The organism is Limimaricola cinnabarinus, from assembly GCF_002723615.1.
In the GTDB taxonomy this organism is placed as follows: Bacteria; Pseudomonadota; Alphaproteobacteria; order Rhodobacterales; family Rhodobacteraceae; genus Limimaricola; species Limimaricola cinnabarinus_B.
This window is the reverse complement of the sequence record NZ_KZ304953.1, coordinates 170,494-186,790: the sequence shown is the minus strand read 5'-3', so window position 1 is coordinate 186,790 and position 16,297 is coordinate 170,494. Positions and strand designations below refer to the sequence as shown.

General features: G+C 65.0%; 15 protein-coding genes. 7 read left to right on the top strand and 8 right to left on the bottom strand.

Annotated elements, in window-relative coordinates:
- Positions 1–537 (bottom strand): hypothetical protein, encoded by a 537-nt coding sequence (locus CJ301_RS05490; protein ID WP_099275097.1) that lies wholly within the window; start codon positions 535–537, stop codon positions 1–3.
- A 589-nt stretch (positions 538–1,126) separates the two neighbouring features.
- Between CJ301_RS05490 and CJ301_RS05485 the strand changes: the two genes are divergently transcribed.
- The 3 genes from CJ301_RS05485 (at position 1,127) to CJ301_RS05475 (ending at position 3,791) form a co-directional block, all read left to right on the top strand.
- The gene (locus CJ301_RS05485) at positions 1,127–1,699 is read left to right on the top strand and encodes a hypothetical protein (protein WP_099275095.1); all 573 of its coding nucleotides are present in this window, start codon (positions 1,127–1,129) and stop codon (positions 1,697–1,699) included.
- Between the two features lie 326 nt (positions 1,700–2,025).
- Positions 2,026–3,450 carry a Do family serine endopeptidase gene (locus CJ301_RS05480; protein ID WP_099275093.1) on the top strand — a complete coding sequence of 475 codons (1,425 nt, stop codon included), beginning with the start codon at positions 2,026–2,028 and terminating at the stop codon, positions 3,448–3,450.
- Between the two features lie 119 nt (positions 3,451–3,569).
- Entirely contained in the window at positions 3,570–3,791 is a 222-nt protein-coding gene (locus tag CJ301_RS05475; protein ID WP_099275091.1) for a hypothetical protein, read from the top strand.
- A 107-nt stretch (positions 3,792–3,898) separates the two neighbouring features.
- On the opposite strand, the gene CJ301_RS05470 is transcribed toward CJ301_RS05475, so the two are convergent.
- Positions 3,899–5,124, bottom strand: a protein-coding gene (locus tag CJ301_RS05470) for an IS3 family transposase (RefSeq protein ID WP_099275089.1) whose coding sequence is annotated in 2 segments (ribosomal slippage) — positions 3,899–4,782 and positions 4,782–5,124 — 1,227 coding nt in all. Because the reading frame shifts where the segments join, the coding sequence is not laid out codon by codon here.
- 56 nt (positions 5,125–5,180) lie between these two features.
- On the opposite strand from CJ301_RS05470, the gene CJ301_RS05465 reads away from it, so the two are divergent.
- Complete coding sequence (locus CJ301_RS05465; protein ID WP_099275087.1) at positions 5,181–5,498, top strand: response regulator; 318 nt, start codon at positions 5,181–5,183, stop codon at positions 5,496–5,498.
- 28 nt (positions 5,499–5,526) lie between these two features.
- On the opposite strand, the gene CJ301_RS05460 is transcribed toward CJ301_RS05465, so the two are convergent.
- Both CJ301_RS05460 and CJ301_RS05455 read right to left on the bottom strand, forming a co-directional pair.
- Complete coding sequence (locus tag CJ301_RS05460; protein WP_099275085.1) at positions 5,527–5,793, bottom strand: hypothetical protein; 267 nt, start codon at positions 5,791–5,793, stop codon at positions 5,527–5,529.
- 1 nt (position 5,794) lies between these two features.
- The gene (locus tag CJ301_RS05455) at positions 5,795–6,640 is read right to left on the bottom strand and encodes a mechanosensitive ion channel family protein (RefSeq protein WP_162620425.1); all 846 of its coding nucleotides are present in this window, start codon (positions 6,638–6,640) and stop codon (positions 5,795–5,797) included.
- Positions 6,641–6,905: 265 nt separating this feature from the next.
- Here CJ301_RS05455 and CJ301_RS05450 point away from each other — a divergent pair, with 265 nt between their 5' ends.
- Together CJ301_RS05450 and CJ301_RS05445 are read left to right on the top strand one after the other, a co-directional pair.
- Positions 6,906–7,883, top strand: a complete 978-nt coding sequence (locus CJ301_RS05450; protein ID WP_099275081.1) for a calcium/sodium antiporter — start codon at positions 6,906–6,908, stop codon at positions 7,881–7,883.
- A gap of 283 nt (positions 7,884–8,166) precedes the next feature.
- A complete protein-coding gene (locus CJ301_RS05445) occupies positions 8,167–9,999 on the top strand; it encodes a TniQ family protein (RefSeq protein ID WP_099275079.1) in 1,833 nt (610 codons plus the stop codon).
- A gap of 110 nt (positions 10,000–10,109) precedes the next feature.
- Here the strand turns inward: CJ301_RS05445 and CJ301_RS05440 are convergent, their stop codons facing one another.
- The gene (locus CJ301_RS05440) at positions 10,110–12,386 is read right to left on the bottom strand and encodes an adenosylcobalamin-dependent ribonucleoside-diphosphate reductase (RefSeq protein WP_099275077.1); all 2,277 of its coding nucleotides are present in this window, start codon (positions 12,384–12,386) and stop codon (positions 10,110–10,112) included.
- Between the two features lie 201 nt (positions 12,387–12,587).
- On the opposite strand from CJ301_RS05440, the gene CJ301_RS05435 reads away from it, so the two are divergent.
- The gene (locus tag CJ301_RS05435) at positions 12,588–13,010 is read left to right on the top strand and encodes a DUF1489 family protein (RefSeq protein ID WP_099275075.1); all 423 of its coding nucleotides are present in this window, start codon (positions 12,588–12,590) and stop codon (positions 13,008–13,010) included.
- Here CJ301_RS05435 and hisG read toward each other — a convergent pair.
- From hisG to hisS, 3 genes are read right to left on the bottom strand one after another with little or no spacing between them, the layout of a single operon-like run.
- A complete protein-coding gene (gene hisG / locus CJ301_RS05430; RefSeq protein ID WP_099275073.1) occupies positions 13,007–13,696 on the bottom strand; it encodes an ATP phosphoribosyltransferase in 690 nt (229 codons plus the stop codon). The two genes, CJ301_RS05435 and hisG, sit on opposite strands and share 4 nt — an antisense overlap.
- A complete protein-coding gene (locus tag CJ301_RS05425; RefSeq protein ID WP_254050078.1) occupies positions 13,693–14,787 on the bottom strand; it encodes an ATP phosphoribosyltransferase regulatory subunit in 1,095 nt (364 codons plus the stop codon). Before CJ301_RS05425 ends, hisG begins: the two co-directional genes overlap by 4 nt.
- Entirely contained in the window at positions 14,784–16,292 is a 1,509-nt protein-coding gene (hisS, locus tag CJ301_RS05420) for a histidine--tRNA ligase (protein WP_099275069.1), read from the bottom strand. The genes CJ301_RS05425 and hisS overlap by 4 nt, the downstream gene beginning before the upstream one ends.
- Positions 16,293–16,297: the final 5 nt, after the last annotated feature.

The following is a 16,297-nucleotide window of genomic DNA, read 5'->3' as shown; positions in this document are numbered from 1 at the left end:
TCAGTTGCTCGGCTTGCAGTCCGCCTGTTCGCCCGGGCAGATAACGGTGACCGCGTCTATATCCGCGTCCCCCGCAGAGTCGTTGCCGGTATTACGGTAAGAGACCGAAACGTCGCTGATAGAGCCCAGCCCATGCACGTCGCTCTGCGCAAGCAGTTCCGGCCGGAAGATGCGCAGCGTCATCTCCAGATCATTCACTCCACCAATCGGCTGAAAGAAGCTTTCCATCCTGTCCTCACGCCAGACCGAGAACGTCTTGAACTCCTGGAAAACGAGAGCACCCTCGATGTAGCTGATCTCCGCATCAAGATTAGACACTTCCAGCCGGGAGAGCTGTTTCTCTTGGCCCATCCCGAGGAGGTTCGGCACGACGTCTCCTGCCATCTTTACATCTGAGGCAGTGAACTCGAGGAGGAGGACCGTCTCCGACACTGCCTTCGCCTCGCCCTTCGCAGCGCCCTGCTGTGCCCAAAGCGAAGGCGACGACATCACGAGCGCCAAACCAGCGGTAAGAACGATTTTCGATGCAACGGGCATGTCGGGCCTCCTCTTAGATTAGCACGTCAACGTGGGATCTCGTTGCTCGTTCCGATGAGCCTCAGGCCACGCTCTTTACCTCGACATCTGCTCGGGCCTACGCGAAACATCTGAACACACGCCCTGACGCGTCTTCGAATGTCCGTTAGTAGACCAATGTCGTGGATCGCCCGGATTGGCAGGAACAAATCCACATGGTTCCCGTTGGGCCGAACACGTCCGGGGCGAGGTCGCTTCGCATGTCTAAAGGGTCCGGCCGGTGCAAAGCGAAGACGCACGAGCGCCCGCCGGTTCACCCTTTCAGGAAGGCTTGGCGGTCCAACGAGGAGCATCGGTTCAAGAGCGGATCGGTCTTCTCGGGAAACGTTGTCCCGCGCAGATGAGACGATGGCGATGGGAGAAAACATCATGCCCAATACGCATCATCTGTACGGCTCCGACGCGGCTCGCCGGAGCCGTGCGGACGCGAGACGGGTCGGATCGAACTCGGATCCGACCCGATCTTGAGACGCAGCGCCCGGACAATGTCCCGATGGGTTTTCGTCCGCCGGATGAGCCTCATCGTATATCCACCCGAAAGGAGAGACGTATGACGATCAAGCTCAAGCTTCTTGCCGCCGCTGCGACCGCCGCCCTCCTCGCAGGTCCCGCGACCGCCCAGATGTTCGGCGACGAATACGGCACGGATTACGACTACGACACCTTCAACACGGGCTTTGGTGAAACCGGCTACTACGACGCGCTCGACACGGATGACGACACGTTCCTGAACGAGAGCGAGTATTCCACCGGTCTCTATGCCGACTACGACCGCGACAATGACCGCGTCATTTCGGAAGAGGAATTCGGTCTGGGCACCGAGCGCTATCTCGGCGCCGATTACGAATCCGACTTCGCCACTTACGACGCGGATGAGGACGGCTTCCTCGATCAGGAGGAGTTCGGCGAGTTCTACGGCGCGGACTACACCGACCACTACGCCGGTCTCGACACGGATGGCGACGAGCTGCTGAGCGAGGACGAATACACTACCGGCATCTATGACAGCGCCGATCTGGATGACGACCAGGTCGTCACCATCGAAGAGGAAGGCTGGTTCGAAGGCTGGTTCGACGGCGACGACATCGAGGCAGAAATCCAAGAGGTCGGCGAGGTCTACTGATCTGCTGCCCCCCTGCCGGGGCGCCGTGCCACGCGGGCCGCGGTAGATGAAGCTGCGAGGGGGTGGACGACTTCCACCCCCTCCTCCCTCGCGGGTGATCCTGCAGAAGTCGACCGACGGACTATCGCTTACGATGCGCCGCCTATGACGGGAGACAATGTCCCGGCGGTCGCTCGCCTCCACCCCGGTCCGACCCGTTCGTCATGACGTGATGCGCCTCCTGCGGCCGCTGCGAGCGAAACGACCAATGGTGTTCCCCGCAGGCTTCCCTCGGTCCGGCTCCTCGGCCGACCCTCCTCCATTCTGACATGTGAAGGACTTATCTCATGACCTTTCCCATGCTGCGTAGCGCCGCTTCGGCGATTGCCATAGTTGGTATACTGTCGCCTGCCACGCCTGCATTGGCGCAGGAGAGCGCCGAGAGCTCAGGCAACTTTTCAGCACCCGCCGACTTCACCGGAATCGTCGAAGCCCAAAGCCCCGCGGTCGTGGGCATTGCTGCAAAGGGCGTCGTTGGGCCACCGCCGCGTTTGCGTGACATGCCGCCCCCGCCCTTCGGTGCGCCCGAGCCGCAACAGCCGCGCGAAGGCACGGCGATGGGGTCAGGCTTCATCATTGATGGCAGCGGCCACATCGTCACGAACAACCATGTGGTGGAAGGGGCCAGCGAGATCGAGATCCTGATGCAGGATGGTGAAACCCGCGAAGCCTCCGTCATCGGCACCGATCCGGCCACCGACATCGCAGTGCTCAAGCTCGAGGATACTTCCGACCTGACGACGGTCTCATGGGGAGACAGCGACGCCATGCAGCCCGGGGCTTGGACGATCGCGATTGGCAGCCCCTTCGGTCTTGGTGGCACAGTGACCGTGGGTGTGCTGTCCGCCACATCGCGCGACATTCGCTCTGGACCCTATGACGACTTCCTGCAGACCGATGCCTCGATCAACTCGGGCAATTCCGGCGGCCCGCTCTTCAACGACGCCGGTGAAGTGATCGGCGTGAACACGGCAATCTTCTCGCCGAGCGGGGGCAATGTGGGGATCGGGTTTGCCGTACCCGCCAGCACAGCACAGGACGTTGTCGAGCAGCTCATCGAAACCGGCAGCGTGGAGCGCGGCTTCATCGGCGTGAGCCTGCAGGGGCTCGACGACAACCTCGCTGAAGCGCTGGGGCTCGACAACGCCAACGGTGCCATCGTGATCGGCGTGGAGCCCGGCAGCCCTGCCGCCGCCGCAGGCCTGCAGGAAGGAGATGTCCTGTTGGCGCTCGATGATGAGGAGATCGAAGACCCCCGCGGACTGACGCGCCGGGTGGGCGAGCTTGCGCCCGATACCACCATCTCTCTCGATCTTCAGCGCGATGGCCAGAACCAAACGGTTGAACTGACGCTGGCCGAACGGGACACGCAAGACAGCGCCAGCAGCGAAGGTCCGGCGGTAGAAAGCGGCGTGCGCATGGGGCTCGGTCTTACGGCAATCCCGGAGGTCGTGCGGCGCGAGATCGGTCTCGAAGAGGGCGTAGGCATCATGGTGCAGAATGTCGCTCCCGGCAGCGCCGCAGCCGAAGCCGGGTTGGTTCAAGGCGACATCTTGACGAAAGCCGGGGGCAGCGACATCTCCAACCCGCAAGATCTCATTGACGCCTGGAAGTCAGCCGTCGATGCAGAAAAGCCGCTTCTGGTCCGCGTGCTGCGCAACGACCGGTCCCTGTTCGTGGCCGTCGATCCAGCGCAGGCTGTTGAGCAGTAAGTTATCGAAGAAGGGCCAGAGGACTATCCACTGGCCCTTCGAGTGTCGCTTGCCATTTCCGCCGATTTGCCTGTGCCGCCTTGGCTGTCAGGGTAGTGCGACCGAAAAGGGAGAACCGCATGGAACGCGTATTCGAGCATGAGGGAGACATTTGCCGGATTGATGCCCGGCTCGACGACGAGGTCTGGCACGTGCGCGCAATGCGGGGCAAAAAGATCCTGTGTCAGGCCGGACGCGTGCCGAAGACCTATCGACTTGATGCCGAGGCTCTCGGCGGTCTCGATCCGCTCGAGGCGATGATAGACACCTACGAGGCGCGCATCCGCTCCGGCGATCTTTAAGACATATCTTGCTACACGAACTTGATCGCCCAGCTGAGTTGAACGGAAACCTTTGAAAAAGGCGAGATGCAGCTCATGAATGGTCTTGCCCCCGTTTCACCGAACACTCAGGCAGTTGCGGTTTGAGCTGCGATGAATTCGCGGGGCGAGCGCATCTTCAGCCCTGAGTGTGGGTGATGGCTGTTGTAGTCCTCGAACCAGTCGGCGAGCAACTCGAGGACGGTGATGGCATCTGGCAGCGGCGTGACATGGACGTAGTCGCGCTTCAGCGTTTTCACGAATGCCTCCGCGATGCCATTGCTCTGCGGGCTCTTCACCGGCGTGTAGCAGGGCTTCAGGCCGAGTTGCCTGGCGAAGATGCGGGTGTCCTTGGCGACGTAGGGCGAGCCATTGTCGCTGAGCATCTCAACCGGATGCGGCGTGCGGTAGCCCCCGAAGCGGGTCTCGACGGCCTCCAGCATCATGTCGCGGATGTCCGAGCCGCTTATGCCGGCGTTCACCACGGCCCGCCAGGCGATGATCTCCCGGTCATGCGCATCGATGATGAAGGCCCCTCGAGCGACATCGCCGTTCCAGCAGGTGAACTCGAAGCCGTCCGAGCACCAGCGCAGGTTAGAGCGCATGGTGATGACCTTGCCCTCATGCGTCTGATCCGGCCGCTCGGTGTATCTGCGTGCCAGCAAAAGGTCGTGCGCCTGCATGATGCGGTAGACCCGTTTGTGGTTCACCGGCGCCGCGCCTTCGGCCCGGAGCCGCCGGTTCAGAACCGCCGCGATGCGCCTGTAGCCATAGGTCGGCCGTGCCGCCACCAGCGCCGTGATCAGTGGCAGCACCACCGCGTCTTGCGCTTTGTGATAGCGCCGACGCGGCTTCGCGCTCCCGTCCAGCCGGGCATTCAGGTTCGAGCGGGAGACACCCAGCGTCTCGGCCACGGCCTTCACCGCGAACCGCCCTTCGGCTGCGACTGCGCGAGCCAGATCGGTTTTTTTGACCGCGACTTGTCGAGGGCTTCCTTGAGGATCTCGACCTCGAGCGTCTTGCGCCCGAGCTGCCGCTCCAGTTCCCGGATGCGCTCCTCCATCTGCCGGACAGCGCGATTGCCGGTAACGTCGTCATCTCCGGACACGGCCACGGCTCCCCCATCCAGCATCAGGCGCCGCCAACGATACAGCAGGTTTGCCGCTACGCCATTGCGGCGGGCGACCACTGAGATGCTGGCGCCCTCTTCCAGCGTCTCCTCGACGATCCGAAGCTTCTCGGCCGCAGACCAGCGGCGCCTGCGGCCGCCATCGGTGATGATCTCGTAGTCAGACATAAGCACGTGCTTAGGCATATGCCTAAGTCTCCATGGTTATGCCTGAGTGTCCGGTCGAAACAGGGGCCAGTTCAATGAACTTGGGCCATGAAGTGGTAGGCATTGCCGCGTGCAATACAACGGCGATCAAGCTGGCGCGCGCGCATGCACCCGACTTGGGCCTCGTCGACCTGCACCTCGCAAGACAGACAAGCGGTGCCGAAGCCGCGGCCCTCATGCGCGCCGACCTCGGCATCCCGTCGATCGTCGTCAGCGGCAGCCTGCACGAGCTGGCGGAGGCGGACATCGCTCCGGTGGCCATGCTCGGCAAGCCGTTCAACCCGATGAAGCTGCACGCCGCGATCCGTGATGTAGACGATGGCCGAGATCAGCTGGCACGGGCGGTCAAATAAGACACGACGGCGGTCCTGCGCCCCCTGTCTAAGCGACCGCCATCGGTACCGCGAGCGAGGCAGCAAAGCGGAACGCGATGCAAATCGCGGCGGCCGCGGACGCCAGCGCGGCCCGGCGGTTGAGCAAGGCGCTGCGGTTCATCGCGACGACCATCCGATTGAGGTCGGCATGGTCGAGATCTTCGAAGCGCGAGATGCGACGCACCGTGCGGGCTCCGGCCTGATACCACAGCGCCGCGGCCACGAGCGAGCTGACGATCGCGGCCAGATCGAGGATGACGAACAGTATGGGCATGTCAGGCGGTCTCGCTTGGTGACGGGTCGGTCTCGGGCGGACTTGTTTGCGCCGGGACATGGAGCGTCGTCAGCAGATGCCAAGTGATCTCGCTCTCCAGCTGCTCCGCGGCAGACAGGGGGCAGAAAAGCGTGATCTCGGCGCGCAGCTTTCCCAGATCCGTCGTCCGAAACCGGATCGTAGGCGCCGGGTCCGGCAGGTCGGCATGGGTGCGGCGTTCGATCGCGGCATTGGCCTTGGCGGCCCGCTCGCGGAACGGCTCGTAGCGCTCCTGCACGATGCCTGCGACCTTCTCCCGTAGCCCTTCCAGCTTCGGCATCGGCTCCAGCGTCACCGCGAAGTGGTGATAGGCGTGCTCACGCAATGCCGTCTGATTTCGAACGGGGGTGACCAGAAGCATGCTGTTGGGCATCACGATGGTCCGGCCGGTGGGCATGTGGGCATGGGCTCCAGCGCCGAATTCCTGCACCGTTGTGGCCAGCAGGGTATGGTCCGTGACCTCGCCCCGGATCTCGCCCACCTCGATCCAGTCCCCGACCGAGAAGGCGCGCGTCGTCGCGCGCAGCACGGCGCCGGAGAGGCACAGGATCAGCTCCTTGGTGGCCACGACGATCGCGACGGCGACCGCGGTCAGGGACAAGGCGAAGGTCCGCAACTGCGGTGCCCAGATCAGCACCAGGCCCACGAGAGTCAGGAAGAGGAAGAGGTTGCGGCTCGATGCCATCAGCCTGCGCTGCTCATGGACCGGCAGCTCCGACCGGGCGCGGATCGCGCGCAGGGCCGCCTTGCGCGCGATCCAGAGGGTCGCGAGCAGCAGCAGCGAAGCGAAAAGGTCGAACTGCGGCAAAAGCGCGGGATCGAAGGGAAGGTTCAGCCTATCGAGCATGGGCAAGAACTGAGTGCTGCACGGAGCGTAGGCAAGCATTTCGGATAGGGCTGGCCTCCGATGCCCATGTCTCATCCGCCATGCCATCCACGCGAGCGCATCGGTCGATGGCAGGCAGCCCAGCCAACTGAGCCCCCGGGCGGCTGGAGGTGGTCGCAGGCGTCGTCCGACATATCATCGTGGGTCCGGACACCCATGAACGGACGATAATGAGGGAGTTTGGTCGATGATGGACATGTGGCTGCCGCTGATCGGAGGGCTTGTCCTCTTGATCGCCGGCGGGGATCTCCTGGTCCGCGGCGCAGTGAAGGTCGCCGAGCGGCTGGGGGTTTCGCCGCTCGTGATCGGTCTCACGCTCGTGGGGTTCGGGACTTCCACGCCCGAACTCGTGACCTCGGTTCAGGCGGCCCTGTCGGGATCACCGGGGATCGCGATCGGCAACATCGTCGGTTCGAACATCGCCAACATCCTGCTGATCCTCGGCATCTCCGCGCTGATCCTGCCCATCGCGGTCTCGTCCTCGGCGCTGCGCCGAGATGCCGTCGTCATGCTCGGGGTCGCAGTGGTCTTCGCCGTCCTCTCGTTCGCCATGCCGTTCGGGCGACTTGTCGGCGTCGCCCTCATCGCGGCCCTCATCGCCTACATCTACCTCGCCTTCCGGCAGGAAAGTTCTGCCGCGGAGCATGGAGCCATCTACGACAAGGCCGCGGCGCTGGAAGCGGTGGACCCGGGCCTGCATCCGAAGCCGTCGCCTGCGGGCGGCATGATCACGCCTCTCCAGCTGGCGGTCGGCGGGCTCATGCTGGTGGTGGTCGGCGGCGCCTTTCTCGTGAAGGGCGCGGTGGCGATCGCCCAGTCCTTCGGCATACCGGAGACCGTGATCGGCCTGACCATCGTGGCCGTCGGCACCTCGATGCCGGAACTGGTCACCTCGGTGGTGGCCGCCTTCAAGCGACAGAGCGACGTGGCCTTCGGCAACATCGTCGGCTCGAACATCTACAACATCCTGGGCATCGGCGGCGGCACCGCGCTCATCTCCCCCACACGGGTCCCGGAGCAGATCGTCACCTTCGACAACCTGCTGATGGTGGGGGTGTCCCTCCTGCTCGTGATCTTCGCCGCCACCGGCCTCCGGATCGCCCGCTGGGAGGGCGCCGTGCTGCTGACCGGCTACCTGGTCTACCTCTACGTTCTTTGGCCGTAGACCAACCGCCAGAATTCGGTCGGAGGTCATGACAGGTTCCCGCCAATTGTGTCCACGGCTTGGCTCCGTGCGCCACGTGGCGCGAAGGTCTATAAAGGGCTGTCCCAGACGCTTGCTGCGCCCGATGCGAACGACCGGCTTATGTTTGCAAGCTTCCGGGCCCCATCGCTAAGGACTATCGAAGCAACTCAAGAATAGCGGTCGCCCCGCGACGACGGTATTCGAAAGGCACAGCCCAGAAGCCTTCGCTTCTTGGTCACCCCTGTTCGTCTCCGAGATCTCTATGGCTTTACTTCCCCTCACTGTTCCACTTGGCGAACGGGAACCAGCTTTTTCATTCATGTCACGTCTTGCGAACCGGAACGGCTTGTCTGCTGTGACTTTCGGCGCAGATTTCGAGCTCCCATTTTCGGACGTCATCCAGGGTGATGAGTTGGCCTGCCGACGACTGGCTGAGCTGGGCGGAGTAGCGCCGGCGGCTCTGCTTGAGTGGACACCCGTCCATCTTGGCGAACGCGAGCATTCGTTTCGCAGGGAGCTCTTTCACGCCAAGAGCATCAAGCCCGTCGGGATCCGCGGTTGTCCTGCATGCCTTCGAGAGGACTTGGTCAAGGATTCGTCGCTATGGATGCCCCACCTGCGCGCCGACTGGCTACTTCGCCCTCTCCGTATCTGCGAGAGGCACGAAGTCCCGCTGGTCGCGCTATGGGCCGAACCGGCCTTGACCCAGCGCTTCGATTTCACAGCCCGCCTGACAGAGATCCGCGCTTCCCTCGAACAGGGACACCTCGACTGCGAGCCGAGGGAGGCGAGCGCTTTCGAAGCATACGTTCTAGACCGGCTGCATGGTCGCCCTAGTGGCGGCTGGTTCGACGCTATTGACCTGCAGGTCGTCTGCACCTTCGCTGAGCTACTGGGCCGGGCCGCAGTCCGCCTTGAGACTGAAGGGCGAGGTCGCGTTCATCCGGAGGATCTATGGGCCGTAGTGCAAACAGGGTTCGAACTCTCAGCCAAGGGGCCGGATCAAGTCCGCGCTGCGCTCACGCGCCTGCAAACCAGATTGGGCACGCCCCGGCAGGGTCCGAAAGGTGTCTTTGGCGATCTGTATGGTCGGTTCGCTCATGAGCTGCCCTCCAGCTCCTATGACATCTTCCGCGAGATCCTTCGCAATCACATTCTAACTACCTGGCCGGTCGGCCCCGGAGACAACGTAATGGGAGAGCCTGTTCTGGAACGCAGGCACCATTCCGTTCGAACGGCCGCGGAGGAATACGGCGTCGATGATCGCCGCCTACGCAAGCTTCTCCGAGCGAAGGGAATTCTGGCCCACGCGTCGGGTGACGATGAGTGGGAAGTATTCGACGCCAAGGCTGCGAAGCCCATCCTCGAAAGTCTCGACCGAATGGTAAGCGCAATCGAACTGCAGCAGATGATGAACATCTCACGGGGGCATTTCGAATCGCTCAGAGCGGATGGCCGCTTCCCCCCGGCAATTACGGCAACAGATGCAAAGCCCCTGTGGCAGGCAACGGATGCTCGCCGTTTTGTCAACGAGTTGCTACGAGGCGCCCTGACAGTCGACGCCAAGATGCATGGCTGGCGTACGCTACAGGAGGCTTGCCATCAACTTCGGGTCCGCCCCTCCGAGATAATAAATTTGATCGAGAAAGGCGAGCTTCGCCGGATCGGCCGCTACTCGCAGGCAACGGGTTACGCCTCGATCCTCGTCGACCGAAAGGAACTGGAGAGCAAGCTACACTTCGGTGACGCCCCTGGCCTTACGCTGGAGGTGTTCGCAAAATCGGTAGGTCTCAAGCCGCGGCAAGCCACGCGGCTTGTGGCAACTGGGCACATCCGCGTCACCAAGGCCCCCAATCCAAAGCGCAAGACAGTTCAATCTTATATCGCTGATAGCGACCTTCAGGATTTCCATTCGACTTTCGCTCCTCTGCGAGGCCTGTCCTTAGAAACGGGATGGTCATGGCAGAAGCTGCTATCGCCTGCTTTTGGCCTTCAGCAGCTGAGGTTCTCCGACGGGGAGACTGAACACGAAAATCTCTTCCTGTGGGCGATACTTGAACGCCATTTCCTGTGCCGGTGGCCCAAAAGAGAATGACCCCGGCATGTCTGCCGGGGTCATCGTAGAAAGCGCTTGACGTGCATCTCGCACGCTTATGCTTTCAATTCGCACTCTTATGCCTTTTTGGCAAATACCCTCAGCCCAAATCACCCGCACTTCGAATGGCCGCAGCTGCCGCAGGTCATGCAGCCTTCGACCATGCGCAGCTCGAAGCTGCCGCAGGAGGGGCAGGACTTGCCGCGCGGGGTGTCGAGGTTGACGACCTGCTGCTGCGGGTCCTCCTTGAGCCCTTGGCCCTCGCCCGCGAGGAAGCCGGTGGAGATCATGTGCTTTTCGATCACCCCGCCGATCGCCGCGAGGATGGAGGGGACGTATTTGCCCTGCATCCAGGCGCCGCCGCGCGGGTCGAACACGGCCTTCAGCTCCTCGACCACGAAGCTCACGTCGCCGCCGCGCCGGAACACCGCCGAGACCATCCGCGTCAGCGCCACGGTCCAGGCGAAATGCTCCATGTTCTTGGAGTTGATGAACACCTCGAAGGGCCGGCGATGGCCGCCGACGACGAGGTCGTTGACGGTGATGTAGATCGCGTGCTCGCTGTCGGGCCATTTCAGCTTGTAGGTCGCGCCTTCGAGTTCGGCCGGGCGGTCGAGCGGCTCGGACATGTAGATCACCTCGCCCCCCGTGGGCTCGGCGGGGGCCGATTTCGCCTCGGGCGCCTTGGCGGGCTCGGAGACCGACAGCACCGAGCCGGTGATGTCGTTGGGGCGGTAGGTGGTGCAGCCCTTGCAGCCCGTCTCGTAGGCTTCCATGTAGACGTCCTTGAACGCCTCGAAGGAGATGTCCTCGGGGCAGTTGATCGTCTTGGAGATCGAGCTGTCGATCCATTTCTGCGCCGCGGCCTGCATCTTCACGTGGTCCATCGGCGCCAGCGTCTGGGCGTTGACGAAGTAGTCGGGCAGCTCTTTGTCGCCGAACTTCTCGCGCCAGGCCTGCACGGCGTAGTCGACCACCTCTTCCTCGGTGCGCGAGCCGTCCTTCTGAAGCACCTTGCGGGTGTAGGCATAGGCGAAGACCGGCTCGATGCCCGACGACACGTTGCCCGCATAGAGCGAGATGGTGCCGGTGGGCGCGATCGAGGTCAGCAGCGCGTTGCGGATGCCGTGCTTGGCGATCGCGTCACGCACGTCCTTGTCCATCTGCATCATGTTGCCGGTGGCAAGGTACTTCTTGGCGTCGAAGAGCGGGAAGGCGCCCTTCTCCTTCGCGAGCTCCACGGAGGCGAGATAGGAGGCGCGCGCGATGCGCTTCATCCAGGCCTCGGTCTGGGCCGCCGCCTCGTCCGAGCCGTAGCGCAGCCCGACCATCAGGAGCGCGTCGGCGAGGCCGGTGACGCCGAGGCCGATGCGGCGCTTGTTGCGGGCCTCCTCGGCCTGCGCCTCGAGCGGGAAGTTCGAGGCGTCGACGACGTTGTCCATCATCCGCACGGCCATGGCGACGAGATCGTCGAGTTCGGCCTCGTCGAGCTTCGCGCCCGCCTCGAATTCGTTCTTCACCAGCTTGGCGAGGTTGATCGAGCCCAGAAGGCAGGCGCCATAGGGCGGCAGCGGCTGCTCGCCGCAGGGGTTGGTGGCCGAGATGCTCTCGCAATAGCCCAGATTGTTCATCTGGTTGATGCGGTCGATGAAGATCACGCCCGGCTCGGCCTGCTCATAGGTCGACTTCATGATCGCGTTCCACAGGTCGCGCGCCTGCACGGTCTTGTAGACCTTGTCCTTGAAGACGAGATCCCATGAGCCGTCGGCCTTCACCGCCTCCATGAACGGATCGGTGACCAGCACCGACATGTTGAACATGCGCAGCCGGGCCGGGTCGGACTTGGCGGTGATGAAGGCCTCGACGTCGGGGTGGTCGCAGCGCATCGTCGCCATCATCGCGCCGCGGCGGCTCCCTGCCGACATGATGGTGCGGCACATCGCGTCCCAGACATCCATGAAGGACAGGGGACCGGAGGCGTCGGCGGCGACGCCCTTCACCTCGGCGCCGCGCGGCCGGATGGTCGAGAAATCATAGCCGATGCCGCCGCCCTGCTGCATGGTGAGGGCGGCTTCCTTCAGCATGTCGAAGATGCCCGACATCGAATCGGGCACGGTGCCCATGACGAAGCAGTTGAACAGCGTCACGGCGCGCGCGGTGCCGGCACCGGCGGTGATCCGGCCGGCGGGCAGGTAGCGGAAATCCTCGAGCGCGCCGTAGAACTTCTCCTCCCAATGCGCCGGGTCCTTCTCGGGGGCGGCGAGCGCGCGGGCGATGCGGCGCCAGCTATCCTCGACCGAACCGTCGATCGGCGTGCCGTCGCTTTCCTTGAAGCGATACTTCATGTCCCAGATCTGTTCGGCGATGGGCGCGGAAAAACGGGTCATGAGGGCGGTCCTTCGGCTTGGTACATATCGGAAATTCAGGGGGGACTCGGGTCCCGACGGTGACCGTGGATATAGTGTATCATAGCATGATCCAAGCTAGAGATTGTGTTTGACACAGCCTTATCCACAAGAAATTGCGCTTCTGCCACAACACGAAAACGCGACTTGCGGCCCCTGCCCGGGCCACCTAAGTGCTTGCCCATGCTGCATCTCATCAAGCTTTCGGTCGGAACCGAAGACGTCTCGGACCTTGCCGCCTGGCAGGCCGACCGGCGGGGCCAGGGTCCCGACGGGCTGCCGCGCCATGTCACCCGCATGTGGCCCAAGCGCGCCGATGAGGTGCTCTCGGGCGGCTCGATCTACTGGGTGATCAAGGGCGTGATCCTGTGCCGCCAGCGGGTGCTCCGCTTCGACGAGGTGGATCGCGGCGACGGCATCCGCCGCTGCGCCATCATCTGCGAGCCGGATCTGAAACGGGTCGCCGCGACGCCCAAGCGGGCGTTCCAGGGCTGGCGCTACCTCAAGCCCGAGGATGCGCCGCGCGACATCGCGCCGGGGCGCGAGGCCGAGGAGGCGCTGCCGCCCGCGCTGCAGGCGGCGCTGGCCGAGATCGGCGTCCTCTAGAGCCCGAGCCTGTCCTCGAGCGCGTCGAGCGTGGCGCGATGCGCGTCGGACCATGGCGCGGTGTTCGACTTGAACAGCGTCGCCTGGCTCGAATGGATCATGCCGTCGGAGAGGATCTTGAGCCCGTTGGCGCGCAGCGTCTCGCCGGTCGAGGTGATGTCGGCGATCGCCTCGGCGGTCTCGTTGCGCACCACCCCCTCGGTCGCGCCCTGGCTGTCGACGAGCTGGTAGTCGGCGACGCCATGCTCGCGCAGGAACTCGCGCGTCAGCCGGTGATACTTGGTCGCGATGCGCAGCCGGAAGCCATGGGTGCGGCGAAAGGCGGCGGCCACGGCGTCGAGATCGTCGAGCGTGTCGACATCGACCCAGGCCTGCGGCACCGCGATGATGAGATCGGCGCCGCCGAAGCCCATATGCGCAAGCTCGCGCAGCCGCAGGTCCCAGCCCGCGACCTTCTCGCGCACGAGGTCCGAGCCGGTGACGCCCAGATGCAGCCGCCCCGCGGCCAGCTCGCGCGGGATCTCGCCCGCCGAGAGCAGCGCCAGCTCGACGCCCTCGATCCCCTCGACCACGCCCGCATATTCGCGGTCATTGCCGTTCTTGCGCAGGCTGAGCCCGCGCGCGCCGAACCAGTCGAAGGTCTTTTCCATCAACCGCCCCTTGGACGGCACGCCGAGGCGGATCATGCCCGGCCCTCCCTGATCTGGACGACGAGTTCGGGGCGGATGACACCGCCCACCGCCGGGACGGCGCGGCCCTGCCCCAGCTGCCGGGTCAGCGCGTCGTAGCGCCCGCCGGTGGCGACGGGCGGCAGGTCGGCGCGGGTGGGCGACTGGAAGCCGAAGACGAAGCCGTCGTAATATTCGAGCGTGGTGCGGCCGAAGCTGCCCTCGAAAGGCAGCGTCTCGACATCGACCCCGCGCGCCGAAAGCGCATCGAGCCGCCGCGTGAGCCCCGTCACCGCATCCGAGATGGCGGGCATGTCGACCGCGATGTCGCGCAAGGACGACAGCACGTTGGGCGCGGTCTCGCGCAGATCGACGATCATGTCGATCAGCGCGGTCTCCTCCTCGCCCAGTGGCGGCGTTTCGGCCTCGGCGCGCAGCGTGGCGATGCGCGCCTCGATCTCGGCCCGGCTGCGCAGCCCCGGCAGGGTCTCGATCCCGGCCATCGGATCGGCGGCGGCGAGCAGCGCCGTCTTGTGCGCGGGCAGCGGCGTGCGCGCGCTGTAGCGGTCGAGCAGCGCCCGAAACCGGCGCGGCCGCCAGACATGGCGCAACAGCGCGGCCTTGCGGGCCTCCGAGGTCCCGAGCCCCCGCACCGCCGCCATCAGGATACCGATATCGCCGGTCGAGGGGCGCAGGTCGAGCCCTTCGAGCGCGCCCGCGATGGTGGCGAAGACCTCGGCATCGGCCTGCGCCGGATCGCCGCCGAAGATCTCGAAGCCGGTCTGCAGGAACTCGATCGGCCGCGCCGGGTCGGTCTCCTGCCGCCGGAACACCTCGCCCGCATAGGTATAGCGCGCCGGATCGCCGCCCTCCTCCATATGCGCGCGCACCACCGGCACGGTGAAATCCGGGCGCAGCATCATCTCGCCCCGAAGCGGGTCGGCGGTGACATAGGCGCGGGCGCGGATGTCCTCGCCGTAAAGGTCGAGCAGCACGTCGGCGGGCTGCAGGATCGAGGTGTCGACGGCCTGCGCGCCGGTCGCCTCGAAGATCGCCGAAAGCCTTGCCGCCTCGGCGCGGGCGGGCCCGCCCATGGGACCGGGCATCATGAGGACTGGCCTTCGATCATCGCCCGCACCCGCGCGACCAGCTCGGCCCGCGGCACCTCGATCTGGGAGGGGCGGTCCTTCCATTCCTCGAGCGTGGCGTTCTGCGCGATCTGCGCGCCGAGGATCAGGTCCTTGATCTGCACGACGCCGCGATCCTTCTCGTCGCCGCCCTCGATCACCGCGACCGGGCTGCCGCGCCGGTCGGCGTATTTCATCTGGTTGCCGAAGTTCTTCGGGTTGCCGAGATAGACCTCGGCCCGGATGCCCGCCGCGCGCAGCTCGGAGGCCATCGCCTGGTAGTCGGCCATCCGGTCGCGGTCCATGACGGTGACGACGACCGGCCCCTGCGCCTCGGCCTCGCTCCGGCCCTTGGCCGCCAGCGCGGCGAGCAGCCGGTCGACGCCGATCGACACGCCGGTGGCGGGCACGGCCTGACCGGTGAAGCGCTTCACGAGATCATCGTAGCGCCCGCCGCCCGCGACCGAGCCGAACTGGCGCGGGCGGCCCTTCTCGTCGAGGATCTCGAAGGTCAGCTCGGCTTCGAAGACCGGACCGGTGTAGTAGCCAAGGCCCCGCACGACCGAGGGGTCGATGACCACGCGGTCCGGCCCCATGCCCTGCGCGTCGAGCAGCGCGGCGATGGTCTCCAGCTCGTCCACGCCCTCGGCCCCCATGGCCGAGCCGCCGACCAGCTCGCGCAGCCGCGCCAGCGTCTCGGGGGCCGTGTCGCGGCGGGCCTCCATGAAGCCCATGACCACCTCGGCCTGCTCGGCCCCGAGGCCCGCGCCCTTGGTGAAATCGCCGCTGTCATCCTTGCGCCCCTCGCCCAGAAGCGCCCGCACGCCGTTAGTGCCGAGCCGATCGAGCTTGTCGATCGCGCGCAGCACGATGCCGCGCTCGGCCGCGAACTTCTCCGGCTCGGAGGGGTCGAGCACGCCCGCCACCTCCATCACGCCGTTGAGCACCTTGCGGTTGTTCACCCGCACGATGTAGTCGCCGCGCGAGATGCCGACCGCCTCGAGCGTGTCGGCCAGCATGGCGCAGATCTCGGCATCGGCGGCGACGGAGGGCGCGCCCACCGTGTCGGCGTCGCACTGGTAGAACTGCCGGAACCGCCCCGGGCCCGGCTTCTCGTTGCGCCAGACGGGCCCCATGGCGTAGCGGCGATAGGGCGTGGGCAGGTCGTTGCGGTGCTGGGCATAGACCCGCGCCAGCGGCGCGGTCAGGTCGTAGCGCAGCGCCAGCCAGTCGCCGGGCTTCGCCCCTTCGACATCCTCCTGCCAGGCAAAGACGCCCTCATTGGGGCGGTCCACATCGGGCAGGAACTTGCCCAGCGCCTCGACCGTCTCGACGCCGCTCGTTTCCAGCGCGTCGAAGCCGTAGGCATGATAGACCTCGGCGATCCGGCGCAGCATCGCGGCGCGCGCGGTGACCTCGGCGCCGAAATAGTCGCGGAACCCCTTCGGCGTTTCAGCGCGGGGGCGGCGGATCTTGTCCTTGGCCATGGATC